Origin of the sequence: Chachezhania antarctica, from assembly GCF_003646465.1 — a bacterium.
Lineage (GTDB): Bacteria > Pseudomonadota > Alphaproteobacteria > Rhodobacterales > Rhodobacteraceae > Chachezhania > Chachezhania antarctica.
The window spans coordinates 1-26,585 of sequence record NZ_QZEX01000018.1 but is presented as its reverse complement, the minus strand read 5'-3'; the positions used below and the strand labels follow the sequence as shown (position 1 = coordinate 26,585).

The window sequence follows — 26,585 nt, the reverse complement described above, 5'->3', positions numbered from 1 at the left end:
GCGCGGCTGGCCGCGGACCGCCTCCGGCGGAGGTATTCGGAGACCGGAGAAGCCGGGACGGTCCCCGGGCGTCTTCCGCCCACAGATATCCCGGGGGGCAGCGCCCCTCTTGGGCCCCTGCCGCCTGGAACGCGGTCTAGAACCAGGTCCCGATCCAGAGCTTGTTACCGTCGATCTTCGTGATCGTGCCGGAAAACGCCGCCGGAGCCGTGGTGATCGCGGCATTGCCGTTGGTGCAGATCTGGGTGCCGTCGGCAAAGCGGACATAGTCGCCATTCCCGTTGCTGCCGCGTTCGATCACGCCCCCCGTGGGCACCCCGCCCGACTGGCTGACGGTGCTCACGATATTCTCGGTCCCGTAGGAGACCGACCAGTCGGTGAAGCTGCTGCCATTGTAGCTGCGCGAGGCGCGCGATCCGTCGGAGAAGGCCACGAACTGGGCAAAGCCCCCGCCCGACTGGCGCAGCACCGCCACCGACCCGGCGGTGGTGCCCGCGGGCCGGTTCAGGGTGGCGCCGGTCATGCGGTAGAAGCCCGACGGCGTGTCGGTGGCGTCGAAATCGCCGAAGAACGGCGGCAGGGAGGTCTCCCCCAGCCCGAAGGCGCCGGTGGTCATCAGCCGGCCCGCTTCCGTATCGGTGGCACTGCTTTGCACGGCCGCGCCCGTCACCGTCCCGTCGCCGGCGTCGATCACCAGCGCATCGGTCCAGGCGGTCCCGTCCTGGGAGACCTTCACCGTCAGGTCGGTGCTGCCCGCCAGCCCGATCTCGGCATGGCCGGTCCAGTCCGACTGGTAAATCAGCGCCGCCGTATCCCCCGCCGCGGCCTTGTTGATCTTCACCCGGTGATCGTCGCCATCATGGGACAGCAGCACCGCCGGCGCCTGCACCGACAGCCGGTTGGTCGCGTCCGACGTGGTGGCGATGCCGATCCCGCCCAGATTGTCGCGCGCGGCCTCAGGCAGGACCCAGGCGGCCCCGTCCCAGATCTTCAGCGCGCCCGCGCCCGCATCCCAGACCCGCCAGCCGGGGGCGGGATCGAGGAAGATCCACCCGCCCGAGACGAAGGCGGCCAGCGCCCCGTCCTGCCCGGCCCAGGCGCCGGTGGCACCCGGGCCCACGCCGTAAGCCGCGCCCTCGGGCGGGCTCGCGGGCGGCGTGGTCTCGTCCAGCCCTTCGACCTGCATCTGCACGAGGATATCGAGCCGGGCCAGCGCCTCGTTCACGGTGACATGTTTCTGCGCCTGTGCGGGCTGCAGGCGGGGCAGGGCAAGGCGGGGGGATGTCTGTTCGGGCATGGGAGTTCTCCTGTCGGCGTCGCGCGCGAGTCTGGCGCGGGGGCGTTAATCCCGGCTTGGCGATGCGCGCGCTGCGTTAACCCGTGCCCTGCCCGCGTCAGCTTCCGCGCCGCACCATGCCCCCCAGCGTCTGCAGCAGCAGGTCGATGTCGAAGCACAGCGACCGGTGATCCCGGTAGATCAGGTCCAGCCGCGCCTTGCGGGGGACGCAGGCGCGGGCATAGACGGCATCGGTTTCTTCCGCCGTGTCGCAGCGCTCCAGGAGCATTGCTTCGTGCCGGTGATAGACCAGCGTTGCCAGCCCCGTCACGCCGGGGCGGCAGGCCAGCACCTGGGCATACAGCTCGGGCGCGCGGTCGACATAGGTGCGCAGCGGCGGGCGGGGCCCCACGAAGCTCAGGTCGCCCTTCAGGATGTTGATCAGCTGGGGCATCTCGTCCAGCCGGGTGGCGCGCAGTGTCGCCCCCGCGGGCGTGATCCGGCCCGCCTTGTTCCCCCCCGACACGCCGCCGTCCTCGGTCCCCGTCGTCATGGTGCGGAACTTGATCAGCGGGAAGGCGGTGTCGGGCGTCTTCATCCGTTCCGAGACATAGAAGATCGGCCGCCCCTGTTTCACCAGGAGCCACAGCACCAGCCCCAGGAAGATCGGCGCAAGGATCACCGCGAAGCCCCCCGCAAGGGCCAGGTCGAAAGCGCGTTTCCAGGCGGGCATGGGGGTCATGAACGTTCCTTTCCAAGCAGGCCCAGGGCACGGGCCGCGCGCCATTCGGCCACGAGCGCTGCGGGCGTCGCACTGCCCGGGATCGGCGTGACCCCGGTGGCCCACAACCGGTCGAGCGCGAAATGCACCTCGGCGATGGCATGCCCCGGCGCGGGCTGGGGTGTCCAGTCCCGCCCGGCGGCGTCCAGAAGCGCGCCCATCTCGACCGCCCCGCCCGCGGGATCGGGGGCGGCGACGTTCAGGCAGGGGGGCAGGTCGCCGGGGCCTTCGCAGAGATCGGCCAGCACCCGCGCCAGGCTCACCGGCCCGATATAGCTGCGCGCCGGGGTGCGGCCGGTATCGAATCGATCCAGCCGGAACCCGGGCCGCCAGCCGCCCAGAATCGCATCGAGCCCCGCGATATTGCCGATTCGGAGACTCGTCAGCGGGACATTCAGCCGGGCCGCCAGCGCCGCGGCCTCCTGTTCCATCGCCGCCTTGGACCGGCCATAGGCGTTGACCGGCGCCGGCGGCCGGTCTTCCTCCAGCCGCCCGGCGCCGTGGCCATAGACCGCGGCCGAGGAGACAAGGACCACCCGCGCACCGGTGCCCCGGGCGGCCCGGACGGCCGCCAGCCCCAGCGCGATATTGTCGGAGACCGCGTTCTCCGCCGCAGGCCCCGGCACCACGCCGGCCAAGCACAGCAGCGTCTGCGCGCCGTCCATCAGGCCTGCCAGCCCCGCCGGATCGCCCAGGGGATCGGCCACGACCGTCCGGCCGCCGTAGGGTGCGTGGTCCCCACGCACCGCCCCCGTCCCCACACCGCCAGCGGCCCGGGGCCGCATGCCCCAGTCCGTGCGCGCGGCCAGCCCGGGCGCCAGCACCGGCCAGAGCCCCTGCAAAAGCCGTCCGATCCGGCCGTTGGCGCCCAGCACCAGATTGCGCATGATTTGCCTCCCGCCCCGACCGGATATTGACGCCCCGCCCCCGCCCAGTATCTTGCCGGCACCGAAAAAGAAAAGTCCTGTCCGCCGTCCCCGGTGCCGCATTCCGGCCCGAGCCCGTGCCGGGTCGGCCAACCACCGGGTCCCACCACGCATGCGCTTCACGCCGCAAAAGACGGTCCTTCTTCTGGGTATCGTCGCCCTGGGTCTTCTCCCCGCCTGCGGCCGGCTGCCTTCGGGCGGACCGGTGCGCGAGGAAGTCGTCACCCAGGCCGACACGGCCAATGCCGAATTCGCCGTCTACCCGGTGACCCGCGCCTTCCTGCCCACCGTCGCCCACTGGCCGCCCACCGGCAACACCGAACGCCTGTCCTGGCTGCAGGCCAGCCGCGGACCGCTGAGCCAGGCGATCCAGCCCGGCGACATGCTGGCGGTGCGGATCTGGGATTCGGGCGACAATTCGCTGCTCACCGCCCCGGGCCAGCGCGAGGTGACGCTGCAGGAAACCCGTGTCGGCCCGAACGGGACGATCTTCCTGCCCTATGTCGGCGACATCAACGTGATGGGCCTGTCCCCCGACCTGGCCCGGGCGCGGATCCAGGAGGAACTGGAAGCCATCGTGCCCTCGGCACAGGTGCAGCTTGAAATGGCCGGCGGGCGGTCGAACTCCGTCGACCTCGTGTCGGGCGTGTCCCGGCCCGGCCCCTACCCGATGCCCGACCGCAACTATTCGGTGCTGGCGCTGATCGCGGCGGGGGGCGGCGTGTCGCCCGTGATCGAGAACCCGCAGATCCGGCTGATGCGGGGCGGGCAGATCTACGGCACCTCGGTCGAGCGCCTGCTGGACAACCCGAACCTCGACACGCGGCTTTATGCCGGCGACCGGGTCTTCGTCGAGAACGACACCCGCTATTTCCTGTCCTTCGGCGCCACCGGCACCGAGGCCGTGCACCGCTTCACCAAGGATGGCGTGTCGGCCATGGACGCGGTGGCGATCATGGGCGGGGTGAACGACAACAAGGCCGATCCGCAGGGCCTGCTGATCCTGCGCGAATACGCGCCTTCCGCGCTCGATCCCGGTTCGCGGGGGCCGCGGCACCAGCGGGTGGTCTTCACGGTGGATCTGACCTCGACCGACGGGCTGTTCTCGGCGCGGAATTTCGAGATCCACTCGCAGGATCTCGTGATCGCGACCGAAAGCCCGATCAACGACGCGCTGACGATCTCGAACCTGGTCGGCAACTTCTTCGGCGTCTTCAGCCGCGCCGGCGCCATCTAGCGTCCTGACCTGGGGTGACCCCGGCGCCGCGCCCGGCCCGTCGCCGCGCGTTGCCCCCCGCTTTTCCCGGCGTTCCGCCCCCGGCCTGAACGGTCGGGGGCCCGGACAATTCGACCGAAAGGACGCATTCCTGCCCCATTCCTGTCCGCGGGCCGCCATGGGACGGGGGCATACCTGTCTGCGGTGGAAATGGGAGATCGGGGGGTCTTCGTATGTGGGCGCGCGCAGAGGTGCGGGGCCTGACCGGGCAGGGGTGGCCGGCAGACCTGCAGAACGCCGCGGAAGGGGACGGGCCTGGCAGCCCGTCCCTGCCGTCGGCGGCAATCATGGAATTCGGATCTGGCGAGGGTGCGGCCCGGGGGGGACAGAGCCTGTCCCTCAGGGTGGCCCAGGACGACGGGCCGGCGATTGCGTACAGGATCGGTGCGGATGGCTGGCTGTCGGCCTCATCTGCCGGTGACGGGACGCTGGGCACGAAAGGGCCGCGGGGCGATTTCCGCCTTGATGGCGCGGTGGCGCTGGCCGGCACCGACGGCCTTCTGGTGGTGGCCGAGACCGGCTCGGCCGGGCTGGCAAGCTACCGGGTGGGCGGCGGGGGCGTGCTCGACAAGGTGGACGCGGTCGGCGCGGAAACCGGGCTGGGCATCGCCGCGCCCGCCGCGCTGGAACTGGCCCACGCCCATGGCCGGACCTGGGCCGTGCTGGCGGCCGAGGGTTCGGGCTCTCTCACCGTGATGGAACTGAAACCCGGCGGCAGGCTGATCCCCGTCGACCAGCTGATCGACACCGCCGATACGTCCTTTGCCGGGGCCGACCGCCTGTCGGTCGAAACCGTGCGCGGGCAGAGCTTCGTGACCGTGTCGGGCAGCGAGGGCGGATCGAGCCTCTTCACGCTCCTGCCCGACGGGCGGCTGGTGCACCTGGAAAGCACCGGCGGCAATGCCGCGGCGGCGGGCCTGTCGGATCTGGACCTGTCGGATCTGGGCCGGGTGCGGGACGGCACCGGCGATCCGGGGCGCGACAAGATCAAGGGCGGCGGCAAGGACGACCTGCTGATCGCGGGCGAAGGCCGCGACGTGCTGACGGGGCGCGGCGGCGACGATATCCTCGTGGCGGGCGATGGCCGCGGCACGCTGAAGGGCCAGAAGGGCGCCGACCTTCTGGTCAGCGGCGACGGCGACGCAGGCGGCAAGGGCACCAAGATGTTCGGCGGCGCCGGCGCGGACACGTTCGTCCTGGCGCCGGTCGCGAAAGGCTGCCACGTGATCGCCGATTTCGAAGCCGGCATCGACCGGCTGGACCTGAGCGCCGCCCTTGGCCTGATGGACCCGGACCAGCTGGTCATCAAGGGCCGCGCCTGGGGCGCGATGATCAAGCTCGACGGCACGAAGGTGAAGGTCCGCGGCGACGACGGTCCGTTCGACGCCGAAGACCTTTTCGCCGGGGCCGAGGGGCTTGGCACCGCGCTTCGGGTGCCGCTGCCCGACATGGGAGACGGCCTGTTCTGACGCCCCTCCGGGCCCCGACCGAAGGCCGGGCGAATCGCATCTGGCACCAGGCGCGGTCCGACGGACATTCCGGATCGTCCCGGGGATGCGGCCTGTATGGCCCGATATCGAACTGAATTGCGCAAAGTTCCCGGCTCCGGGTGGCCTGCAGATGCAGAAAACCGGAATGTTCCGGACCTCTGCCCCGGTGTCTTGCCGGAAACGAAAGCACAGATATTAACCGAACCGGGCAGGAAGTGGCTGGGACGATATTCCACAGTGGAGCCGGATATGAAGTTGGATTAAAAATTGTCCCGGGCAGCCGTGCCCGTGGCAGCGGCGATTTCCCCGCGACAGGAGAGCACCTTAGTGAATACGGTCGACATGATTTCCCAGAAACCGTCTCAGGTGACCCAGGCGCGACAGGGACCCGAAGATGCAGGCGACACGATCGATCTCAGCTCCCTGCTGGGCGCGCTCTGGCGCGGCAAGTTCATCATCGCCGCCTTCATGATCGCGACAACCCTGCTGGCGGGCTTTTATGCCTATGCCGTGGCCGTGCCGAAATTCACCTCGACCGCCGTGGTGGTGCTCAACAGCCGTGAAGAGCAGGTCGTGGATATCGAAAGCGTTGTCGGCGGGCTTGGCGGCGGCAGCGAAATCATCGCGACCGAGGTCGAGGTGCTGCGCAGCCGGAGCCTTCTGGGCAAGGTCGTGGACAGGCTCGACCTGATGTCGGATCCGGAATTCAACAGGTCGCTGGTGCCCCCGTCGACGATGGATTCGCTGAAGCAGTTGATCAGGTCGTTTTTCGGCGCCTCGGGCGGGTCGGGCGCGTCCTCGACGCCGGAACTGCAGGCACGGCGGCAGCGTGAGGGGACGATCAGCCAGCTGCTGGGGTCGCTGAACATCCGCGTCGTGCCGCAGAGCCTCGTGTTCCAGATCATCGTCGAGACGACGGATCCGCGGAAATCCGCCCTGATCGCCGACACGATCGCGGAACTTTACATCCGCGATCAGCTGGATGCGAAGTTCAGCGCGACCGAGCAGGCCACCAGCTGGCTGTCAAGCCGCGTTGCCGACTTGCAGATCCAGCTGGAAGAGGCGGAAGAGAAGGTAAAGCTGTTCCGGGCCAATACCGACCTGGTCAGCACCGAGGCGCTGCAGGGACTTGAAGTGCAGCTGAAGGAAATCCGCGACCGGATTGCCAACGTGGTTGCCGCCCGTGACACCGCCGAGACCCGGCTGGCCGAGATGCAGGCCGCCGCCGATGACGGGACTGAGAGCCCCGACGCCGAACAGGCGCGGCTGCGGCTGCAGCTCGACGTGACGCGGATGAATGACCAGGTCGCCTCGCTGGAATCGCTGAGGACGCAGCTTGAGAACCAGATCGACCAGCAGAGCAGCGACCTGATCGAGCTGCAGCAGCTGACGCGGGAATCCGAGGCCAACCGGCTGCTCTACGAATACTTCCTGAGCCGGCTGAAGGAGACGTCGGTCCAGCAGGGGATCCAGCAGGCCGACAGCCGCGTCCTGTCGGAAGCGGTGATTCCGGGTGGACCCTCGGCGCCGAACAAACCGCTGATCATGGCTGCTGGCATGTTCGTGGGCCTGCTTCTGGGGATGGGGCTTGTGCTCTGGCGCGAAGCAGCGCGGGACACGTTCCGCAGCGCGGGCGACCTGGAGCGCATCTCCGGACGTCCCGCGATGGGCCAGATCCCCCTGATCCCGACTCGCAAGCGCAAGGACGCCATCACCTACCTGCGGCAGAAGCCGACCTCGGCCGTGGCCGAGGCGATCCGCAACCTGCGGACCTCGGTCCTTCTGTCCAATATCGACAACCCGCCAAAGCTGATCATGGTCACCTCCTCCCTACCGGGCGAGGGCAAGACCACCGTGTCGATCGCGCTGGCGCAGAACACCGCCTCGATGGGGCGCAAGACGCTCCTGATCGAAGGCGACGTGCGGCGCCGGATCTTCGGCGAGTATTTCGACGTGCCCGAGAAGAAGGGCCTGGGATCGGTGCTGTTCGAGAGCAGGTCGCTGGCCGAGTCGGTGGTGCAGGTTCCGGATCACGATTTCGACGTGCTGCTGGGCGACAAGGGCCAGGCCAACCCGGCCGACCTGCTGTCGTCGAACAAGTTCGCGGCGCTCCTGCAGGAGGCGCGCGAGACCTACGACCAGATCGTGATCGACACGCCGCCCGTTCTGGTGGTGCCCGATGCAAGGATCGTGGCACAGCTGGCGGATGTGGTGCTGTTCGTGGTCCGCTGGGACAAGACGCTGAAGGCCCAGGTCATGGCCGGGCTGCATGAATTCGACGGCGTCAACCGGGGTGTCGACGGGCTGGTGCTGAACCAGATCAACCAGCGCAAGATGCGCAGCTATGGCCGGACCTACGGCAGCTATGGTGCCTATGGCGGCTATGGCGCCTACGGGTCGAAGTACTACAATAACTGACCGCCGCGCCCGCCGGGGGCGGGCGGATGCGGGAGAACATCATGGACAGGACCGAGACCCGGGCGACAGCGCCGGAGGATCTGGACCAGCTGGCCCGGGTCCTGCGGATCGAGGCCGCGGCGCTGACCCGGATGGCCGAGGAGCTGGGGCCGGACCACGCCCGCGCGCTCGACCTGCTGGCAGCGGCCCAGGGCCGGATCATCGTGTCGGGCATCGGCAAGTCGGGCCATGTCGGCGCCAAGATCGCGGCGACCTTCGCCTCGACCGGGGCACCGGCGCAGTTCGTCCATCCGACGGAAGCCAGCCATGGCGACCTGGGCATGATCACGCCCCGGGACGTCTGCCTCGTGATCTCGAACTCGGGCGAGACGCCGGAATTGTCCGATCTCATCACCTATTCCCGCCGTTTCGCGATCCCGCTTATCGCCATCACCCGCAAGGGCGGCAGCACGCTGGGGCAGGCCGCCGATGTGACGCTGCTGTTGCCCGATGCGCCCGAGGCCTGCGCCATCGGCGTGGCGCCCACCACATCCACCACCGCGACGCTGGCTTTGGGCGATGCGCTGGCCGTGGCGCTGATGCACCGCAAGGGCTTCAGGCGCGAGGATTTCGAGATCTTCCACCCTGGCGGCAAGCTGGGCGCGCAGCTGATGAAGGTGGAAAAGCTGATGCACACGGGCGATGCGGTGCCGCTGCTGGCCCCCGACACGCCCATGCGCGAGGGCCTTCTGACCATGACCGCCAAGGGTTTTGGCCTGGCGGGCGTCGAAGCGGATGGCACGCTGCACGGCATCATCACCGACGGTGACCTTCGGCGGAACCTCGACCGGCTGATGGAGGCCACCGCGATCGAGGTCGCCACCCGCCAGCCATTGACGATCCGGCCGGGGATGCTGGCCTCGGAGGCCTTGAAAGTCATGACGGAACGGAAGATATCGGCGCTCTTCGTGGTGGACGAGGAGATGCACGTGCTGGGCCTTCTGCATATTCATGACTGTCTGCGCGCGGGTGTGGCATGACGGGTGTCGCCATCGTCATCCCCGCCCGCTTCGCCTCGACCCGCTATCCCGGCAAGCCGCTTGTCGGGCTGAAAGGGGCAGGGGGGGCCGTGAAACCCCTGATCCAGCGGGTCTGGGAGGTCGCGGGACAGGTGCCGGAGGCCGACGCCGTCTACATCGCCACCGATGACGACCGCATCGCCGAGGCCGCGCGCGGGTTCGGGGCGGATGTCGTCCTGACGTCGGAGAGTTGCCGCAACGGGACCGAACGCTGTGCCGACGCCATCGCGAAGGCAGGGATCACCCCCGAGATCGTGGTGAACCTGCAGGGCGACGCGCCGCTGACCCCGCCGGATTTCCTGTCGCGCCTCATCCGCGCGATGCAGGATACACCGGACATCGACGCGGCCACCCCGGTCCTGCGCTGCGATGCGGAAACGCTTGCGATGTTCCTGGAAGACCGCCGCGCCGGCCGCGTGGGAGGCACGACGGCGGTGTTCGGCAATGACAATCGCGCGCTCTATTTCTCGAAGGAAGTGATCCCCTATACCGGGGCGTGGAACGCGGACGCGCAGCCTGTGCCGGTCTTCCATCACGTGGGGATCTACGCCTACCGCCCGGCGGCGCTGGAACGCTACCTAGGTTGGCCCGAAGGCCCGCTGGAAAAGCTCGAAGGGCTGGAACAGCTGCGCTTCCTTGAAAACGGCGCGGTGCTGCAATGCGTCGAGGTCGAGGGGCAGGGCCGCGTCTTCTGGGAGCTGAACAATCCGCAGGACGTCGCCCGCATCGAAAGCATATTCGCCCGGGAGGGCACGTCATGAGCACGACAACCGTCACCCCCAAATCTGTCAAAGTCGGCGATCTGGAGATCGCCAATGACCGCCCCTTCACCCTGATCGCCGGGCCCTGCCAGATCGAAAGCCGCGATCACGCGGAAATGCTGGCCGAACGGATCGTTGGCATCGCGGGAGAGCTGGGCATCCCCGTGATCTTCAAGGCCAGCTACGACAAGGCCAACCGCTCGTCGCTCTCGGGCAAGCGCGGCATCGGCATCGACGCGGGGCTGGAGATCCTGTCGGGCATCCGCGAGAAATTCGGCTGCCCGGTCCTGACCGACATCCACACCGCGGAACAGGCCGTGCAGGCGGCGAAATCCGTCGACGTGCTGCAGATCCCGGCGTTCCTGTGCCGTCAGACCGACCTGCTGCTGGCCGCCGGCGAAACCGGCGCCGCGATCAACGTGAAGAAGGGCCAGTTCCTGGCGCCCTGGGACATGGGCAACGTGGCCGACAAGATCGCCTCGACCGGCAATGAAAACATCATGCTCTGCGAACGCGGCACGACCTTCGGCTACAACGCGCTGGTCTCGGATTTCCGGTCGCTGCCGGTGATGGCCGAAACCGGCTACCCGGTGGTCTTCGACGCCACCCATTCGGTGCAGCAGCCGGGGGGCCTGGGCGGCTCGACCGGCGGGCAGCGCGAATTCGTCCCCGTCCTGGCCCGCGCGGCGCTGGCGGTGGGCGCGGCGTCGGTCTTCCTCGAAGTCCACGACGACCCCGACAACGCGCCGTCCGACGGGCCCAACATGCTGCGGCTGGAAGACCTCGCCCCGCTTCTGGCGCGGATGAAGGCCTTCGACGCGCTGGCCAAGGCGAACAGGTAACCGCGCAAAAGTTCTTCACTCCGGCACGGGTGTAGGCGCCTTTGGCCCGGTTTAGGAGAACTGGGAGAGCCAGGTATCAATCGCATCCTGGGGCAGGCGTAATTCCGAGACGAAGGGCTTGTTCAGACGAGCGGCAATGATATCGGGATTTTCTCCTCGCGGGATTGCGCCCAACCCTGTGTCGCGGGAAATTTCCGTGGCGCGGTTGTCGATTGCGATAATGAATGCGCGGCGCTTCTTCTGCAGCGCCCGAATTCCGGCATGCAAGCGTACCCCGACATAATCTACCGGCTCGTCGCCCATCAGAAGCTCGTCATAGGCTTCCAGAGTCGGGGCCAGCACCGTAGCTCGACCCTGAGACATTTCCAGAACGTAATCATAGTCGTTGAAGCCCTGTGGCCAGATATAGACGTTGCCGTATTGCTGAACCAGCAGGTCGATCATGGCCTTGTCTGCCGGAGAAGGCTTGCCGCGAGTGAAGGTCGTGACGACGGCATCTGCCTTTTCCTTGGGAATGCTGGCAAGATGGTCCGGTGTCAGGCCCCACATCGTGACACAAGAAGTCATGACGACATTTTCGAAGCCGGCATTGCGCATCATTTCATAGGTATGTGAGTCGCGAACAGAATGCACTCCATCGCGGCTCAGGACCCGGTTGAGCAGAGCCTTGGTGCTTCGGTTGGGGGGCTTCTGGTATTCGCGCCAGCCAACAGCAAGTAAGATGAGATCTTTCGCAAAGAAGGCATCGCGCGGTGACAGGCGCCATCCTCGGTCGAAGAGCAGATTGGAGGTCAGGATATTGCTGCCGCCGACGATCGCATATTCGCTTTGCTTGAGCAGCCGCCAGCTGCGGGTACCCATTTTTTCATGGGTCGGCACCGGGCTCAGGAAATGAGTTGGCAGTGCCTTCCGTATCCAGTGCCTGCAAGCTTGGGAGATCACTTCATCTCCCGCATTTCTGGTCGCAATCGCGGGATCGAGAATCACTGCCGCGCGCTGTTTGGAGAAATAGCCTTCGTTCATGAGTCTTAGCCTTCTTTGCCGGATTGTCGGGGATGGTGCTGTCCCAGAAGAACGTACAGTGTGAGGATCTGGTAGAGTGAAACTAGAAGCAGCGCGGCTCCGACACCGATCATACCCCAGATTAGCGCACCTGCCGAACAGCCACCCACCATCAGAGCCGCAACCCAGAAACGGTGCCGCGCGAAGCGGACAAATTCGCGTTGTGCCAGGAGTCCGGTTTGCAGAACCGCAATAACCAACCGGAAGGACAGCACCATACAGAGCAGCGCGAACAGGGTCTTCTGGTCGGCGAACTTGGCACCGAAGGCAAGGGTGAGGATGGTCTGCCCACCAAGCAGCGCCAGCACGAAGAGGCCCACGCCCAGAGCCCCCATTGCCCCGGAGACCTTCGCAATCAGCCGCCGATAGTGGACCGAATTACCTGCCTGGAAGAGCGTGGCAAGCCGGTGGGCGATCGCCCGGGTCACCGAAGTTGCGAAGACCGTGCCGACCTGCAGGATATAGGCCACCGAGGTGAAGATACCGGCGGCCGTCAGGCCCAGGAACTGGGCCACGACAAGGCGCGGCGCATTGGTGGCGATGGCGGTCAAGAGCCCGGCAATGCCCAGCGACATGGATTCCCGCACCAGCTTGCGGATTTGGCCGAAATCAAAATCAGGCCGCAGGCTGAAGAGGCGGTTGGCTTGCGGCACGTCGTGAAACAGCAGGACCGACCACCAGACCAGGATCTGGCTGACGAGCGCTATGCGGATGTCCCGCGTCAGGTAGAGCACGATGCCGAACAAGAGGATGGCGATCGGGCCGCGTAGCACCAGTGACCGGGCCATCAGTGCCATCCGTCCCGCCTTCTGGTAATTGCTGTAGAACAGATCGCACATCGCTTCCGCGCACTTCATCACGCCGATGATCAGGCCGATCTCGAAGGCGCGCACATCCTCGCCGAAGAACCAGGACAGCACCGCGATGCCGGCCATGGCCAGAGCCGTCGACAGGATGCGGGTCGCGACATAGACGCCAGGCGAGAAAAGCGTCGTCGTGTCGGTGACATTGCCCATTCTCAGGTTGAGATTGGTGAAGGTCAGCACGATCGTCGCGATCGACAGGGCGACACCGTAGCGTCCAATATCCTCGATCGGGGCCAGGCGGGTCATGATCATGATCATGGCGATCTGGCTCAGCATGAACACGCCGTAGCCGATGGCCGACCACGACATGCTGCGCCTGAGATCTTCGGGTTCCTTGGACGTGCTCACGCTGACAATCCGGCCGCAGAGATTCCGATCATGGTGTTGCCGTGCCCGAACTGGCTCCGGCGGCCAATGGCCAGCCGCCGACATCCAGGCCGAATTCGGCGGCCAGGGCCGCGTTGCAGGCCGCGAATTCTTCCGAGATGCGCCGCTTCAGATGCTCATCCTCGCTGGCCGCGCTGTCGGGCGGTGCGGAATTGACGGCGTGATAGGCCGCGCGGATCTTCTGGCGCAGCGCGCTTTTCGGGATCGCGCGCCGGACCCGCAGGTTGATCGCCTGGAGCATCTTGTTGCGGGCCTTGTAGGTGCGGTTCATGCTGGGGAACGCGTAATCGTCGTAGAAGCCGGGATCGATGCCCAGCCAGGCGGCCAGATCCTGCATCATCCCGCGCGGATCCGACTGCACCCGTTCGAAGAGATCGACGCGGATGTTTCCGGGGCCGACGACATCGCGCCACTTGCGCAGGTAATCGACATAGCAGGCAAAGCGCAGGCAGTTCACCGCCAGTTCGTTGCCCTTGAAGGGATGGGTGCCGGCGTGGGCATGCTCCAGGAAATCGCCGAAGGACATGTCCGCCGGGATCCAGTCCCAGTTGCTGCGAAAGTAGCGATAGAGCGAATAGATCTGGTCCCCGGGTTCGCGGAGAACGAAGAATACCTTCACCGGCCTGGGGAAGCGGGCCGCCGTCTGCAGGGCGGTGTCGCTGTAGAGGTAGGACGGAGTCGATTCGAAGAGGATCGCGGGCATGTCCGGGCCCTCCTCGAAATTGTCAGCATATCCGGCGAGCCCGGTGGCCGACACGTGGTTTTCGGCATCGAACATGTGGGTGCCCGGATCGACCATGAAATAGGTCTCCTTCCGGATCGATCCCTTTGCCTCGGGGTGCTCTGCCAGCCAGCGATGCACCGAACTGGTGCCGGATTTGGGCGCACCTGCAATCAGGAAATTCGGCAGGACCGATGGGCCGGTCTCGGGCGTGTCGGTACGGGGTGAGGCATCCATGGCGGGGCGACTTTCCTAGGTTGGTGCGCCGGTGTCCAAGCGCGCTCCCGGCCGCACTCTGTGAAGTTCGCGCATCCCTGTAAAGCTGGCACGATGTCCGGTGCGACGACCGGCCCCGCGGCAAAAGCGCGTCTGCCTTCCCGGTGGACATCGTGCCCGGTATTCAGGCCGGGTAGCCCGCCGGGACCGGCGGCGCCGCGCCGGCACCAGCCCTGCCGGCCTCCTCCTGCCGGGCGGCGACGGTCTTCTGTTCGCACAGTCGCAGATGCTGCAGCGCCAGTCCGATCAGGAGCACCACCCAGAGTGTCCCCGACGGGGAGGCGAAGAGATGTCCTGTCAAGGCTCCAAACATCAGGAATAGGGTCGACAGGGAGCCGATTTGGGTTATGGCGCGGGCAAACGGGGTTGGTTTACGTTTTTGCCCGAACGTGTAAAGCGCGTACAGCCAGGGCATGAGGTAGATCGCCATGCCGACAAGCCCGCCTTCCGCAAGCACCTGAAAATAAGAGTTGTGTGCCGTCGCAACAGTATACGCAGGATAATCGGAGGATACAATCGCCACACCGGGAATCACCTGATGCAGAAATGGCATGTAATCATTGTAGCGAAAACTGCCGATTCCCAGAATGGGCGACTGCTCGAAGAACCAAAGCGCCCGGGCCCACAGATTGATACGCGTCAGGATATTATATTCCCGGCCCACCCGGTCGAGCTGCTGTGTACTGGGGTCCGAAAGCTCGGAGGCCATCGCGAATTGAGTGATGATGCTGTTCCAAGTCTCGGCTTTGAACACGACCATCAGACGGTCGTAGGAAAAGGGGCTGATGGACGACCAGAGATAACCCGCTGCGAAAATGAAGATCACCGCGGGAATGATATATTTGGGGTGAAGCAGCTCGCGGCGGTAATAGATCATGAAGGCGGCTGCGAGACCGATGAAGGAGGTCCGCGAGTTCGAGAACATGAACATCAGGAGCGCCATGCAGAGCCCGGCCAGCAGCCATTTGCGCCGGAGCGCCGCATAGAGCGCCGCGAAGATGATCAGCATGTTCGAGGACGCGTAGCCGTTGGCATGGTGGCTGCCGAAAAGCACTTCCATGTGGCCGGTGGCCCAGAGCGGCGACAGCGCGATGCCCAGGGCCATGATCAGCTTGACCAGGAGCAGGATGTTCTGCTCGGTGAAAAGCCGCGTCGGCAGCGCGAAGATCAGGAAGATGGGCAGGTAGGCGACATAGATCCGGCCTTCGCCAGCAAAATAGGCCGGATCCAGGAACGAGGACGGCACCAGCCCGCCGGACATGAGCCCCCAGAGCGTGACATAGCCCAGCAGGAGAGCGAAGCAGAACGCCTGCTTGTTGATCTTCTTGCTGATGACGACCTGGCCGAAATAGAGCCCGGCCCCCGCGAACAGGAACAGCATCGCCAGGTAGGGCACCGACAGCGCGAAGAGCGAGGCCACGAACAGCATGAGCAGTATGAAGCCGGCGCGGTCGCTTCTGTTCAGGGGCAAGGCGGTCATCATGGCGCTCTCATCGGGTCTGGAAATATCCTGTCACGGCGGCGCGGGCGTCGTCCAGCCACCATGCTGTCGCGCCGCCCCGGTGGGTCATTTCGCGCCGGCGAGAGGGCTTGCGGCGTAACCCAGTCTGTTTAACTCTGAGCGCGCGCCAGGTCGGGAAGGTGACCTCCCCGGTTTGTTTGCGATTTTTTTATTTTTTCCGGCAGAGGGCCCTGCGGGGCCCACCGGCAACCCATGCCGAAAGGTCATTTCATGAGCGCACCAAAACGGGTCATTCTCGTTACGGGATCGCCACGGTCAGGCACGACGGCGATCGGGCAATACCTGTCCCTGCCCGGGAACACGGCGCCCCTGCACGAGCCCCTGAACGGGATCACGGGCCTCTCCCGCGTCTCGCGGCATTACGAGATCCCCGGCACGGCCGGGTTCGACGATACCGACCTCGAAGAGATCGTCCACGGCATCCGGCATCTGAAGCTGACGTACAAGAAGCGCGGCTACGACCGCGAGAAGATCCACCGCAAGATCGCGGCCCGTCTTGTCGGCCACCGTCCGCGGCTGTCCTACCTGGCGGCAAAGTACCGGTTCGGAATCGAACGGCTGATCTGGAAGGATCCCTTCGCCCTGCCGCTGCTGGGCCATCCCGCGATGCAGGACATCCCGTCGGTCGTCACGGTGCGCAACCCCTTCGCGGTGGCGGCAAGCTACAAGCGCATGCGCTGGGGCAACGATGCCGACGAGGTGGCCGGCCGGCTCGATGCGCTCGGCGCATGGAGCGCGCCCTGCCTGCCGAAATCCTTCGGCGCCGAGGGCTATTCCGCGGCCGAGAACGCGGCGCTGCTCTGGTCGGTCAACTACCGCCGCGCCGTCGAGGCCTTCCGCGCCCGCGACAACCTGTGGTTCGTCGACATCGACGACGTGATCGCCCAGCCGGTCGGGGTCTACCGGACGCTCTACCGCCATCTCGACATTCCCTGGACCGATGGGATCGAACAGCAGATCCGCGCGGCCTACACCGCACCGGCCGAAGGCAGCGCCACGACCGAGCAACCGAAGGAAAACAAGGCCCACGACCAGAATCGCGACATCTCGAAGGTGAATTCCTACTGGACCTCGGTCCTGACCGAGGAGGAGGCCGCCCGGGTCGGCGAACTGACCGGGGAAACGGCGGCCATGCTGGCAGAGACACCCATGGTCGACGGCAAGGAGGGCTGAGCGATGCGGATCCTGCTGTCGAACAATTTCTTCTACCCGAACATGCTGGGCGGGGCCGAGAAATCGGTCGAAACGCTGGGCCGGGAACTGGTGGCCCGCGGCCACGAGGTGCATGTGCTGTGCCATTCCGGCACCGCCGAGACCCAGCGCTTCGAGCACGAGGGCATGGCTGTCACGGCGCTTGGCCGGACCCTGTCGGGCACCGGCCCCACGGCCGAGGCCCGCAGTTCGATCGGGCGGCTGCACTGGCATCTGAGCGCCGCCGCCGACCGCGGCTGGACCGAGCGGCTGCGCACCGAGATCGCGGCGATTTCCCCGGACATCGTCAACACCTTCAACCTGGCCGGGGTGACCACGCGGATCTGGCATGCCGTCCGCGCCCTGGACTTGCCGCTCGTGCATACGCTCTTCGGCACCTACCTCGTCTGCTTCCGCGGGCCGATGTTCCGCGGCGGCGCCGATTGCGGCACCCAGTGCCGCGACTGCCAGCTGCTGACGGCCCGGCGGCGCGGCGACAGCGCGCTGGTCGACGCGGTCATGGGCGACAGCCGGGCCGTGCTCGGCCGGCATCTCGACAGCGGCTATTTCGGCGGCGTGCCGCAGCAGGGCGTGATCAATTGCGGCTTTGCCGGCGGCGCGGCGTTGTCACCCGACGATGCCGACGCCCCCCGGCCGCCCGGACCGCTGAAGATCGGCTTCATGGGCCGGCTCCATCCCACCAAGGGGCTGAACGTCCTGCTCGACGCCTGCGAGAAGCTGGCCGGGACCGACGGCTGGGAACTGCAGATCGCCGGCAGCGGCAGCCCCGAACAGGAAGCGCGGCTGACCGCGCTCGGGGAAAAGGACAACCGGGTCCGGTTCCTGGGCTGGCAGGACACGCGAACCTTCCTGTCGGGCATCGACATCTCGGTGGTGCCGTCGATCTGGAACGATCCGCTGCCGCGGGTGGTGTTCGAATCCTTCTGCGCGGGGCTCCCGGTGATCGGATCGCGGATCGGCGGGATCCCGGAAATGATCGAACCGGGCACGACCGGCGACCTTGTCGAACCGGGCGATGCCGCGGCGCTGGCCGGGGTTCTGAAGACCTATATCGCCAACCCGGACAGGGCCCGGGCGATGCGCGGCGCCTGCCTGTCGAAGGCAGGCCATTTCACCTCGGCCCGGTTTGCCGAGGATTACCTGACCCTCTACAGCGCGCTGCTCCCCGCCCGGGGTTCCGGCCGCTCGGCCGGCTGAGGCGGATATCATGCAGCTTCCCAATTTTCTCTTCATCGGGCCGGACAAGACCGGATCGACCTGGATCTTCGAATATCTCCGCCAGCACCCGCAATGTTTCATTCCGGACGCGAAGGACATCTACTTCTTTGACCGGGAATATCGTCGCGGGCTGGGCTGGTACGCGGATTTCTTCGCTCCCGCCACGGCCGACCAGATCGCGCGCGGCGAGATCTCGCACGATTACATCCTGTCGGACGAGACCGCCGACCGGATCGCGGCCGACCTGCCGGGTGTGAATATCCTGCTGTCGATGCGCAATCCCCGTGCCCGGACGGTGTCCCATTACCTCTATCTCAAGCGCAGCGGCATGACCCGCCAGCCCCTGGGCGAGGCGCTGGAGAGCTTCCCGGACCTGATCGAGAATTCCCGCTACTCGGTCCTGGTGCCGCGCTACCGCGCGCGTTTCCCCGAGGACCGGCTGTGCTGCCTGTTCTTCGACGACCTGAAGACCGACCCGAACGGCTATGCCCGCCAGATCACCGATTTCCTGGGGATCGCGCCGCGGCCGGCCGAGGACGTGGGCGTGGTGCGCCCGGCCTCGCGCGCACGGTCCTTCGCACTGGCGCGGACGATGAAACTGGGCGCCGCCGCGGCCCGGCAGATGGGGCTGCAGAACTTCGTCGGGCGGGTCAAGCACGGGGCGCTGGGGCGATCGATCTACGTGCCCATCGACAAGAGCTCCGAGGCCATGCCTTCGCCCGGGGAGCTCGCCCGCCTGGACGAGATCTTCGCGCCGGAAATCGACTGGGCGGAGCGGGAATTCGGCCGCGACCTGTCGGCCTGGCGGCCCAGGGCCGCGGTGGACGCGGAAGCCTGACGCCCCGCGCCGGCCCCGGGGGCAGGAGCCTAGACCCGGTTCCGCGCGGCCAAGGTCGCGTCGACGCTGGCCTTCACCCGTTCCTTGAACACGTCGCCGTGGAACTTCTCGGCATGGGCGCGGATCGCGCCCGCACTGTCGGTCAGCGTGGGATGCGCCTCCAGCCGGTCGATGGCGGCGTTCAGGCTTGTCACCGTGGGGCTGTCGAAGAATTCGCCGGTCTGGCCCGGGATCACGTAATCCAGCGCCCCGCCGCGTTTCAGAGCGACGACCGGGCGGCCGCAGGCCATGACCTCGATGGGCACGATGCCGAAATCTTCCTCGCCGGGGAAGATCAGTCCGCGGGCCCGGGCGAATTCGGCCTTGAGCCTGTCGAAGGGCACCCGGCCCAGGAAGGTGATATTGGGCCCTGCCATGGATTCCAGCCGGCTGCGCATCTCGCCGTCGCCGACCACGGTCAGCTTGCGGCCGCTGGCGTTGAAGGCCTCGATCGCCAGGTCGGGGCGCTTGTAGCTGACCAGTTCTCCGGCCAGCAGGTAGTGATCGTCCACCGCGTCCGCGATCCGGAAATCGTCGACCGCCACCGGGGGGGCGATGACCTCTGCCTCGCGGCGGTAGTATTTCTCGATCCGCTGGGCGATGAAGCTGGAATTGGCGATGAAATGGTCGACCCGCGCGGCCGATGTCACGTCCCAGATCCGCAGGTTGTGCGCGATATGCGGCATCGCCAGGCGGGCCAGCCGGCCGGCGGAGTCGCGGTAGATGTGGTAATGGTCCCAGATATAGCGCATCGGCGAATGGCAGTAGCAGACATGCGCCGCGTCGGGCCGCGGGATGATCCCCTTGGCGGGGCCGCTCTCGCTGGACAGGACCAGGTCGAATTCCTGCATGTCCATCTGTTCCAGCGCCCGCGGCATGAAGGGCAGGTATTTCTGGTAATGCTTCCGCGCCCCCGGCAGGCCGGCGATGAAGGTCTCGCGGACCTCGCGGTCGCGGACGATGTCGGGCACCGCTTCCGGATCGCAGACATGGGTAATCAGCGTGGCATCGGGATAGAGTTCGAGCAGCTTCTCGAGCACCTTCTCGCCGCCGCGCATGCTGATCAGCCAGTAGTGGACAATGGCAACTTTCACGTCGTGCCTCGCGGCTGGAAGGGTTGGAATGCCCCGTGACGAAAGCCGTGTTTCCAACCCTTTGCAAGGACGAACCCCGTAGCTGCGACGCTCGGACATCCGGGAGGTCACGGGAGGGGCAGAACCGGGCCACGGATGCATATTTTAACATAACAATGCCTACAGGGTTTCGGCGCGCGCCCGGGGATAGTCCGCTCCGGGTTAATCCGGGATGTGTCGGATCCTGGCCCCTTCCCCCCGTATGGTCCCCTGCATCCGGCCCCCGACCCGGTCCCGCAGGGGGTGCGAACGGTGCATCAACAAAACCTAAAGTCAAATTTTACACATTCCCCCCGAACACGTCCGTTCTCAAAGGGGGCTTTCAATTGGGATACTTCACGTTTGGCGAGACGAGCCAGCTGCGCAGCTACGCCGATGCACCTTCACCCAATGCCAGGATCTTCGTCTATCTGGCGGGTGGCGAATCTCTCAGCCCGATCTTCAAGGACAGCAACCTGACCTTCGCCCAGGCCAATCCGGTGGTGGCCGATGCCAACGGCTATGTCGCGGGGTTCTTCCTGGCCGACGGGGCCTACCGGATCCGCATCCTGAGCCGGACCGGCAAGACGCTTCTGGACGAGGACAATGTCGAGATCCGCTCCCGGCGGATGAGCGATGCGGAGCGGAGCTTCGATCGGGTCTCGGACCTGCTTGCGGATACGTCGCTCAGCTACACGTCCGGTCTTGGCCGCCAGAAGGTGACCGAGAACCAGATCGTGCATGCCTTCCAGGACGATTTCTTCTACCAGGTGCTGCCCTCGGGCGAGACCGGCCCGCACCTGGTGACCGCCGGCGGCGTGAAACTGGGCGTCCTGCGCGGCAGCGCGCCGCTGTCGCCGGCCCAGTTCGGCGCCGACTTGACGGGCCAGACGAATGCCCAGCCGGCCATGCAGGCAATGCTGGACTACCTGTCCGAACATGGCGGTTATGCAAGGATCAGCGGCACCCTGCGGATCGAATTCCCGGCGATCCCGGCCGACCCGACCGGGGAAGCGGCGCTGTTTCTCGAGGTTCTGAAATCGGAAAGCCTGCCGACCGTCCTGAACTTCTCGGGGGCCACGATCAATTACGCGGGCACGCCCGATACCTATCTCCTGCGCGCCTACCAGTCGGGCAGCAAGGCCGCGTGGCTGGGGCTGGAGGTCCGGGGCGGCTTCTTCGACGGCTCGGAGGCGACCGACCCGGCGGGCTGCATCCTGTGGGACGACCTGGGACACAGCCGGCTCCACGGGTGCCACTTCCACGACTGGACCCGCACCTCCCCGGCCGAGAACACCTATGCGATCCACCAGCGGAACTACGACACCTGGTCGGAAAACAACGTCCACGAGAACCACACCTTCACCAAATGCGATACCTGGTTCTACACCAGTCTCCACCCGACCGCGGGCGGCACATCGTCGATGTCGCGGACCCGCGTCGAGAACCTGTTCGGGGGCAGCTGCAAGGCCTATGCGGTGATCAACACGGCGCCCGGGCTCTATGACAGCGTGATCCGCAACATCAAGGGCAACGGCCAGAAGATCGCCGCGATCCTGAATACCGGTGGCGCGGTGGGGGGCACCCATCTCGAAGAGGTCAAGACCGAACAGGGCGAGTCCGAGGTCACCAATACCACCGGCCAGATGACCGCGGGACAGACCACCCTGACGGTCACCTCCGGCACGCCCTTCAAGGACTGGATGGTCCAGGGCATGCCGGTCACGATCGCGGGCGCGGGCGGCGGCGGGGCCGACCTGGTGACCTGGATCACGGGCTACGTCTCGGGCAGCGAGGTCGCGGTGAACCATGCCGCCGGCACCACTGTGACGGACACGACGGTCACGGTCTCGTCGACGGTCTGCTACGAGGACCGCTCGGCCGCGCACCAGTTCATCTATTCCAAGCTGAACAACCGCGATGGCGACCTGCTGGTCAACCTCGCCCGCTACACCGGCAGCAACCCCGAACCGCGGGGCTACAACATGGGTGCGCTCGATGCCGTGGGCGAGGTCCGCGGGCTCAGCTTCACGGCCAGCCAGACCAGCTACGCGGAAAAGGTCGTGTCGACCGACGGCGAAGGCTATCTCTACCCTGTCTACCGCGCGGACCTGACCCTGCCCGACAATACCGCGACCCAGATCCTGGGCACGGCCGACACCCAGATTTCCGGCAATGCCGCCTGGCGGGTCACGCTCTATGGCATCGACGGATCGTTCTTCGGGGAGTGCCTGACTTTCCGCCGCCAGGGCACGGCGACCGTGGGCATGCTGCCCATCGCAGCCACCGCCAATGTCAGCTTCTCGCTGGTCTCCAACGCGCTGATGGCAACGCAGACGACCGGAAGTTCGACCTCGACCAAGGCGGTTCTCCAGCGGCTGGGCTGACCCGGTCTGCCGGACCGGCCGGGGGCGGACCCCGGCCGTGGCACCGACGGGCACGGGGGTCAGCTGCGGGCGTAGACGTCTTCGTAGCGGACGATGTCGTCCTCGCCCACATAGGCGCCGGTCTGGACCTCGATCAGGACCATGGGGACCTTGCCGGGGTTTTCCATCCGGTGGACGCAGCCCAGCGGCAGGTAGACGCTTTCGTTTTCCGTCACGAGCTTCACTTCGTCATCCACGGTCACCCGCGCGGTGCCTTCGACGACGATCCAGTGCTCGGACCGGTGGAAATGGCTTTGCAGCGACAGCGACGCGCCGGGATGGACCATGATCCGCTTCACCTGGAAGCGGTTGCCCACGACAAGGCTTTCGAACCAGCCCCAGGGGCGGTGATCCTTCGGGAAGGCGGTGGCCTGGGCCGCGCCCTTTGCCTTCAGCGCCGCGACCGCCAGCTTGACGTCCTGCGCCCGGTCCATCGGCGCCACCAGCACCGCGTCGTTCATCGCCACGGCCATGATGTTGTCGAGCCCGATGCCCACAACTTCCAGCCGCTCGCTGTCGGACCTGAGAAGCGTGTTGGTGCAGTCGATGGCCGTGGCCTCGCCGCTGGCGACAACGCCGTTCTCGTCGGGGCCGGCCTCGCGCCAGACGGCGTCCCAGCCGCCAAGGTCCGACCAGCCGCCGGTGAAGGGCACGACCGACAGGTTCGTCGCCCGTTCCATCACCGCGTAGTCGATCGAGATGTCTTCGGCTCCCGACCACGCTTCGGGATCGAGCCTGAGAAAGCCCAGATCGACCTGGGCGTCGGCGACGGCCTTGCCGACAGGTTCCATCAGCCCCGGCACATGGGCCTTCACCGCGGCGACCAGATCGGCCGCCTTGAACAGGAAGATGCCCGCGTTCCACATGAAATTGCCGGCTTCCAGCATGGTCTGCGCGGTGGCGGCGTCGGGCTTTTCGACGAAGCGCGAGAGCTTCACCGCGGCGCCGTCCTCCCCCGGCTGGCCTGTCAGTTCCAGGTAGCCATAGGCGGTTTCGGGATGGGTGGGCGCGATGCCGAAGGTCACGAGGTCGCCGGCCTCGACCGGCGAGATGCCCTTGGCTATGGCCGCGCGGAAGGCCTCGGCATCGGGGACGACATGGTCCGACGGCGCCACCAGCATGATCGCGTCCGGGTCGGTTTCCGCAAGGCGCAGGGCGGCGGCCAGGATCGCGGGCGCGGTGTTGCGGCCTTCGGGTTCGATCAGGATCGCGCCGGGATCAATGCCCGCGGCGTGCAACTGCTCGGTGACGATGAAGCGGAAATCGGAATTGGTCAGCACGATGGGCGCGGCAAAGGACAGGCCCGAGCCCGAACCGCTGAGCCGCCGGGCCGAGGCCTGGAACAGCGTCTCGGGGCCGGTCAGGGGCACGAACTGTTTCGGGTAGCTCTTGCGCGACAGCGGCCAGAGCCGGGTCCCGGATCCGCCGCAAAGAATGACGGGTGTGATCAGAGTGGGGGCCATCGTCTCATCCGTATCCGTTAGACCGTCCTGTTTCACTACCTGTCTTCGGGCAAAGCTCAATTGTTGTGATGTCGCAGCCGCCGCGATCCGGCCTCCGGGGGACGGGAAACCGGGGCCGGCCACGGATATGCCGCCTTTGGCAGCCGAAGTGCAGGCGCTTCACGCCGATCTGCCCGCAAAATCCGCAAACTGTCCAGCCCCTGCGCCGGCCCGGTCATGTCCCGCCCAGGTCGACCGTCAGCAGCAGGCCTCGATGGTTCGATCCCAGCCCACGGCCCCAGGGCGCGATCGCGGTGACCGCGACCCCGCCCCGCACCAGCGCATGGTCGATGGGAATCCCCGCCGGCCCCAAAGCCGCGGGCCAGGTCGCGATCGGCAGGGGCGCCGCGTGTTCCAGGCCGTTGCGGCGCTCCAGGTCAAGGATCCGCCGGCTCCAGGGGGCGGCGTTGAAATCGCCCACCAGGATCAGGGGACCGGGCCCGGCCCGGCGCAGCGCCCGGGTCACGATGCGGTCGTCGCGGAGGCTCATCGGCAGGTACCAGGGCTTGATCAGATGCGCGACCATGACCTGCACCGCCGGCTGGCCCGGGGGATGGACGCCGAAGGATGCGAACCGTCCGGGGCCCAGCCATGTCTCGCGCATCCGCGGATCCTCGAGCGGGTATTTCGACAGGATCAGCATGTCGCAGGCCACGCCCGGACCGCAGTCCAGGCGGAACGGATAGAGATCGGCCAGCATGTCCATCTCTCCCCGCAGCGGCTGCACCTCGCCCAGGGCAATCACGTCGGCCCCGCTGCCCCGCAGCGCTGCCACGAGGGTGGCGGGCGGGGTCTTGTTCTTAAAGAGCAGGTTGAACCACAATATGTCGAGATCGGCCCCGGCGCCCGGCGGGGCCGTGCGCTGCCGGTAATCGGCGGCCAGGACGACCAGCAAGACCAGCGCCGCCCCCGCGAAGACATATCCGGCCCGGGACCGCCCGATCCATGCCAAGAGCAGCGACAGGACCAGCCCCAGAAGCAGCAGGTGAACGCGCAGGCTTTCGATCGTGCGGCTGAACGGGCCGAACAGTTCGTCGCTCCCCGGCACAAGGTGGCTGAAGCCCCCCATCGCCAGCACGAGGCACAATGCCCCGATCCAGATCCCTACCAGCCGTTCGCGCCAGATATTCAGTCGTGACATGCCGGCCTGTTCCCGATGATCCTCGCGGTGTGCGCGGGTGACGTCATTCCGTTATCCGGGCTGTCCTCCCCGGGCAATGGGGCGCAATAGCCGCCGATCCGGCACAACAGATGGCAAAACCCCGGAGGCCACAAACAGAAAAGGCCCGCTCCCGGGAAAGGAGCGCGCCCCGATAACGGCAGCCGGTGGGGCCGCCGTCGACTTGTCTTTCGATCCTGACCGGCCCGACAGGCCGCCGCAGGGTGACCGGCCTAGTTCGCGGCGGTCGTGGTGGTGGCGGTCCCCACGATGTTGCCTTCATCGTCGGTGACGGCGATCAGCACGACGAAAGCCGCAGAGGCCGCCGCGATGGTTGCGCCCGTACCCACGCCGCCGAAGCCGCCTTCCTGCTGTGCGGAGGCGGCTGAGGCCACACCCAGCGATGCAGCGGAGGCGAGGGCCATTGCCTTGAGAACCGGTTTCATTGCGGGAATTCCTTGTTGGTCAGATTGCCTTGGGTCAGGCCTAGACCAAAGGACCTTTCCGATCAATTAACAGGCCGTTGCGCAGACGACAAAGTTGCCCGGCGCCAATCCGCCCCTGCCGCGGGCAGGCGCCCGGAGGCGCCGATGACGGCAGGGATCACGGCGGCAGGGTCCTGCGGACCACGGCCGCGGCGCACCGGGGATCGCGGATGGTCCGTCCGGAAAAGAAGAAAGGGCCCACCCGGCGGGTGCGCCCTTCTATGTCTCGATGACTGCCGTCCGCCGGGGCAGACAGCAGTGCACTGCGGTCGCGGTGCCCGCGGCGGAGCGCCATGCGCTGCTCGCCGTGGACAGTACGATCAATCAGGTGCCGGGGGTGGAGGTGGCCGGAGTGTTGTTGTCGTCGTCGTCGCCGTCAGCAATGGCGCCAACCACGATCAGAGCGGCCAGGCCTGCTGCAACGGCTGCGCCGGTGCTCATGCCGCCGAAGGAGCCGGTGGCTTCCTCGACGATGATCGGAGCTTCAACAACAGGCTCCTGAAGCGAGCCGGCCGAAGCGACGGACGCCAGTGCCAGCGATGCGATGCTGGCCGTAGCCAGAACTTTGATACCCGATTTCATGGCCGGAGAACTCCCATAGAGATTACGTTTCGTTAATTCATAGACGAGAAGTTTTCGCGGTTCAATTGCCAAGACGCATCAGAGGGGAACGACCGCGCTAAATTTGCCACCGTTACCAATTCGATACAGGTTGGACCCGGCCCCGGCCGCCAATGCGCGGGAATGGCCTCTCCCTGTGGCCGAAACCGGGGACGCTGCCGCGGAATTGGGCGGAATCAGCGCGGGCCTGGCCTCAGAAGCGGCTGACCCGCCGGATGAACAGGTATCCGCCGGTCGGCCCGCTCCACTGCCGCGACTGCCAGATCACGCCCTCTTCGGCCGCGCCGCCATCCGCCACCCAGTAATCGTTG

At 66.6% G+C, this 26,585-nt stretch carries 22 protein-coding genes; 10 read left to right on the top strand and 12 right to left on the bottom strand.

The features are described 5' to 3' along the window. Positions 1-136 precede the first annotated feature (136 nt). From D4754_RS22080 to D4754_RS22070, 3 genes are all read right to left on the bottom strand, one after another. Positions 137-1,297, bottom strand: a complete 1,161-nt coding sequence (locus D4754_RS22080; RefSeq protein WP_121068175.1) for a DUF2793 domain-containing protein — start codon at positions 1,295-1,297, stop codon at positions 137-139. A 97-nt stretch (positions 1,298-1,394) separates the two neighbouring features. Beyond that, the gene (locus D4754_RS22075) at positions 1,395-2,009 is read right to left on the bottom strand and encodes a sugar transferase (RefSeq protein WP_121068212.1); all 615 of its coding nucleotides are present in this window, start codon (positions 2,007-2,009) and stop codon (positions 1,395-1,397) included. A gap of 5 nt (positions 2,010-2,014) precedes the next feature. After that, complete coding sequence (locus D4754_RS22070) at positions 2,015-2,944, bottom strand: NAD-dependent epimerase/dehydratase family protein (protein WP_240453977.1); 930 nt, start codon at positions 2,942-2,944, stop codon at positions 2,015-2,017. 151 nt (positions 2,945-3,095) lie between these two features. Here D4754_RS22070 and D4754_RS22065 point away from each other — a divergent pair, with 151 nt between their 5' ends. From D4754_RS22065 to kdsA, 6 genes are all read left to right on the top strand, one after another. After that, positions 3,096-4,220 carry a polysaccharide biosynthesis/export family protein gene (locus D4754_RS22065; RefSeq protein ID WP_121068173.1) on the top strand — a complete coding sequence of 375 codons (1,125 nt, stop codon included), beginning with the start codon at positions 3,096-3,098 and terminating at the stop codon, positions 4,218-4,220. 326 nt (positions 4,221-4,546) lie between these two features. Beyond that, positions 4,547-5,728 carry a calcium-binding protein gene (locus D4754_RS22060; protein WP_163026028.1) on the top strand — a complete coding sequence of 394 codons (1,182 nt, stop codon included), beginning with the start codon at positions 4,547-4,549 and terminating at the stop codon, positions 5,726-5,728. A 348-nt stretch (positions 5,729-6,076) separates the two neighbouring features. Continuing rightward, on the top strand, positions 6,077-8,167 hold the full coding sequence (locus D4754_RS22055) for a GumC family protein (protein WP_338031163.1): 2,091 nt from the start codon (positions 6,077-6,079) through the stop codon (positions 8,165-8,167). A gap of 41 nt (positions 8,168-8,208) precedes the next feature. Beyond that, positions 8,209-9,186 carry a KpsF/GutQ family sugar-phosphate isomerase gene (locus D4754_RS22050; RefSeq protein ID WP_121068206.1) on the top strand — a complete coding sequence of 326 codons (978 nt, stop codon included), beginning with the start codon at positions 8,209-8,211 and terminating at the stop codon, positions 9,184-9,186. Further along, entirely contained in the window at positions 9,183-9,986 is an 804-nt protein-coding gene (locus D4754_RS22045; protein WP_121068169.1) for a 3-deoxy-manno-octulosonate cytidylyltransferase, read from the top strand. The genes D4754_RS22050 and D4754_RS22045 overlap by 4 nt, the downstream gene beginning before the upstream one ends. Then, positions 9,983-10,828 carry a 3-deoxy-8-phosphooctulonate synthase gene (kdsA, locus tag D4754_RS22040; RefSeq protein ID WP_121068167.1) on the top strand — a complete coding sequence of 282 codons (846 nt, stop codon included), beginning with the start codon at positions 9,983-9,985 and terminating at the stop codon, positions 10,826-10,828. Before D4754_RS22045 ends, kdsA begins: the two co-directional genes overlap by 4 nt. A gap of 51 nt (positions 10,829-10,879) precedes the next feature. On the opposite strand, the gene D4754_RS22035 is transcribed toward kdsA, so the two are convergent. The 4 genes from D4754_RS22035 to D4754_RS22020 form a co-directional block, all read right to left on the bottom strand. Then, a complete protein-coding gene (locus D4754_RS22035) occupies positions 10,880-11,851 on the bottom strand; it encodes a polysaccharide pyruvyl transferase family protein (protein WP_121068165.1) in 972 nt (323 codons plus the stop codon). A 5-nt stretch (positions 11,852-11,856) separates the two neighbouring features. After that, on the bottom strand, positions 11,857-13,104 hold the full coding sequence (locus D4754_RS22030) for a lipopolysaccharide biosynthesis protein (protein ID WP_121068163.1): 1,248 nt from the start codon (positions 13,102-13,104) through the stop codon (positions 11,857-11,859). A gap of 28 nt (positions 13,105-13,132) precedes the next feature. Next, entirely contained in the window at positions 13,133-14,101 is a 969-nt protein-coding gene (locus D4754_RS22025; protein ID WP_121068162.1) for a sulfotransferase domain-containing protein, read from the bottom strand. A 163-nt stretch (positions 14,102-14,264) separates the two neighbouring features. After that, positions 14,265-15,623, bottom strand: a complete 1,359-nt coding sequence (locus D4754_RS22020; RefSeq protein WP_121068160.1) for an O-antigen ligase family protein — start codon at positions 15,621-15,623, stop codon at positions 14,265-14,267. A gap of 249 nt (positions 15,624-15,872) precedes the next feature. Between D4754_RS22020 and D4754_RS22015 the strand changes: the two genes are divergently transcribed. From D4754_RS22015 to D4754_RS22005, 3 genes are read left to right on the top strand one after another with little or no spacing between them, the layout of a single operon-like run. Further along, positions 15,873-16,835, top strand: a complete 963-nt coding sequence (locus D4754_RS22015) for a sulfotransferase (RefSeq protein WP_163026027.1) — start codon at positions 15,873-15,875, stop codon at positions 16,833-16,835. Between the two features lie 3 nt (positions 16,836-16,838). After that, entirely contained in the window at positions 16,839-18,071 is a 1,233-nt protein-coding gene (locus tag D4754_RS22010; protein ID WP_121068156.1) for a glycosyltransferase family 4 protein, read from the top strand. A gap of 10 nt (positions 18,072-18,081) precedes the next feature. Continuing rightward, complete coding sequence (locus tag D4754_RS22005) at positions 18,082-18,930, top strand: sulfotransferase domain-containing protein (protein WP_121068154.1); 849 nt, start codon at positions 18,082-18,084, stop codon at positions 18,928-18,930. Positions 18,931-18,959: 29 nt separating this feature from the next. Here D4754_RS22005 and D4754_RS22000 read toward each other — a convergent pair whose 3' ends face one another. Then, positions 18,960-20,063, bottom strand: coding sequence for a glycosyltransferase (locus D4754_RS22000; RefSeq protein ID WP_121068152.1), 1,104 nt, complete (start codon positions 20,061-20,063; stop codon positions 18,960-18,962). Positions 20,064-20,428: 365 nt separating this feature from the next. On the opposite strand from D4754_RS22000, the gene D4754_RS21995 reads away from it, so the two are divergent. Beyond that, positions 20,429-22,468 carry a hypothetical protein gene (locus D4754_RS21995; RefSeq protein ID WP_121068150.1) on the top strand — a complete coding sequence of 680 codons (2,040 nt, stop codon included), beginning with the start codon at positions 20,429-20,431 and terminating at the stop codon, positions 22,466-22,468. Positions 22,469-22,527: 59 nt separating this feature from the next. Here the strand turns inward: D4754_RS21995 and D4754_RS21990 are convergent, their stop codons facing one another. From D4754_RS21990 to D4754_RS21975, 4 genes are all read right to left on the bottom strand, one after another. Further along, on the bottom strand, positions 22,528-23,970 hold the full coding sequence (locus D4754_RS21990; protein ID WP_121068148.1) for a mannose-1-phosphate guanylyltransferase/mannose-6-phosphate isomerase: 1,443 nt from the start codon (positions 23,968-23,970) through the stop codon (positions 22,528-22,530). A 214-nt stretch (positions 23,971-24,184) separates the two neighbouring features. After that, positions 24,185-25,150: an endonuclease/exonuclease/phosphatase family protein gene (locus tag D4754_RS21985; protein WP_121068146.1), complete on the bottom strand. Its 966-nt coding sequence runs from the start codon at positions 25,148-25,150 to the stop codon at positions 24,185-24,187. Between the two features lie 251 nt (positions 25,151-25,401). Then, a complete protein-coding gene (locus tag D4754_RS21980; RefSeq protein WP_121068144.1) occupies positions 25,402-25,614 on the bottom strand; it encodes a hypothetical protein in 213 nt (70 codons plus the stop codon). Positions 25,615-25,977: 363 nt separating this feature from the next. Next, a complete protein-coding gene (locus tag D4754_RS21975; protein ID WP_121068142.1) occupies positions 25,978-26,235 on the bottom strand; it encodes a hypothetical protein in 258 nt (85 codons plus the stop codon). Between the last annotated feature and the right edge of the window lie 350 nt (positions 26,236-26,585).

What these genes read in the sequence shown, in the direction of transcription:
- D4754_RS21975 (WP_121068142.1), bottom strand. Translation starts at nt 26,235, where the DNA reads ATGAAATCGGGTATCAAAGTTCTGGCTACGGCCAGCATCGCATCGCTG.
- D4754_RS22045 (WP_121068169.1), top strand. Translation starts at nt 9,183, where the DNA reads ATGACGGGTGTCGCCATCGTCATCCCCGCCCGCTTCGCCTCGACCCGC.
- D4754_RS22025 (WP_121068162.1), bottom strand. Translation starts at nt 14,101, where the DNA reads ATGGATGCCTCACCCCGTACCGACACGCCCGAGACCGGCCCATCGGTC.
- D4754_RS22020 (WP_121068160.1), bottom strand. Translation starts at nt 15,623, where the DNA reads ATGATGACCGCCTTGCCCCTGAACAGAAGCGACCGCGCCGGCTTCATA.
- kdsA (WP_121068167.1), top strand. Translation starts at nt 9,983, where the DNA reads ATGAGCACGACAACCGTCACCCCCAAATCTGTCAAAGTCGGCGATCTG.
- D4754_RS22010 (WP_121068156.1), top strand. Translation starts at nt 16,839, where the DNA reads ATGCGGATCCTGCTGTCGAACAATTTCTTCTACCCGAACATGCTGGGC.
- D4754_RS22035 (WP_121068165.1), bottom strand. Translation starts at nt 11,851, where the DNA reads ATGAACGAAGGCTATTTCTCCAAACAGCGCGCGGCAGTGATTCTCGAT.
- D4754_RS21985 (WP_121068146.1), bottom strand. Translation starts at nt 25,150, where the DNA reads ATGTCACGACTGAATATCTGGCGCGAACGGCTGGTAGGGATCTGGATC.
- D4754_RS22070 (WP_240453977.1), bottom strand. Translation starts at nt 2,944, where the DNA reads ATGCGCAATCTGGTGCTGGGCGCCAACGGCCGGATCGGACGGCTTTTG.
- D4754_RS21980 (WP_121068144.1), bottom strand. Translation starts at nt 25,614, where the DNA reads ATGAAACCGGTTCTCAAGGCAATGGCCCTCGCCTCCGCTGCATCGCTG.
- D4754_RS22065 (WP_121068173.1), top strand. Translation starts at nt 3,096, where the DNA reads ATGCGCTTCACGCCGCAAAAGACGGTCCTTCTTCTGGGTATCGTCGCC.
- D4754_RS22005 (WP_121068154.1), top strand. Translation starts at nt 18,082, where the DNA reads ATGCAGCTTCCCAATTTTCTCTTCATCGGGCCGGACAAGACCGGATCG.
- D4754_RS22015 (WP_163026027.1), top strand. Translation starts at nt 15,873, where the DNA reads ATGAGCGCACCAAAACGGGTCATTCTCGTTACGGGATCGCCACGGTCA.
- D4754_RS22075 (WP_121068212.1), bottom strand. Translation starts at nt 2,009, where the DNA reads ATGCCCGCCTGGAAACGCGCTTTCGACCTGGCCCTTGCGGGGGGCTTC.
- D4754_RS22060 (WP_163026028.1), top strand. Translation starts at nt 4,547, where the DNA reads ATGGAATTCGGATCTGGCGAGGGTGCGGCCCGGGGGGGACAGAGCCTG.
- D4754_RS22050 (WP_121068206.1), top strand. Translation starts at nt 8,209, where the DNA reads ATGGACAGGACCGAGACCCGGGCGACAGCGCCGGAGGATCTGGACCAG.
- D4754_RS22080 (WP_121068175.1), bottom strand. Translation starts at nt 1,297, where the DNA reads ATGCCCGAACAGACATCCCCCCGCCTTGCCCTGCCCCGCCTGCAGCCC.
- D4754_RS21990 (WP_121068148.1), bottom strand. Translation starts at nt 23,970, where the DNA reads ATGGCCCCCACTCTGATCACACCCGTCATTCTTTGCGGCGGATCCGGG.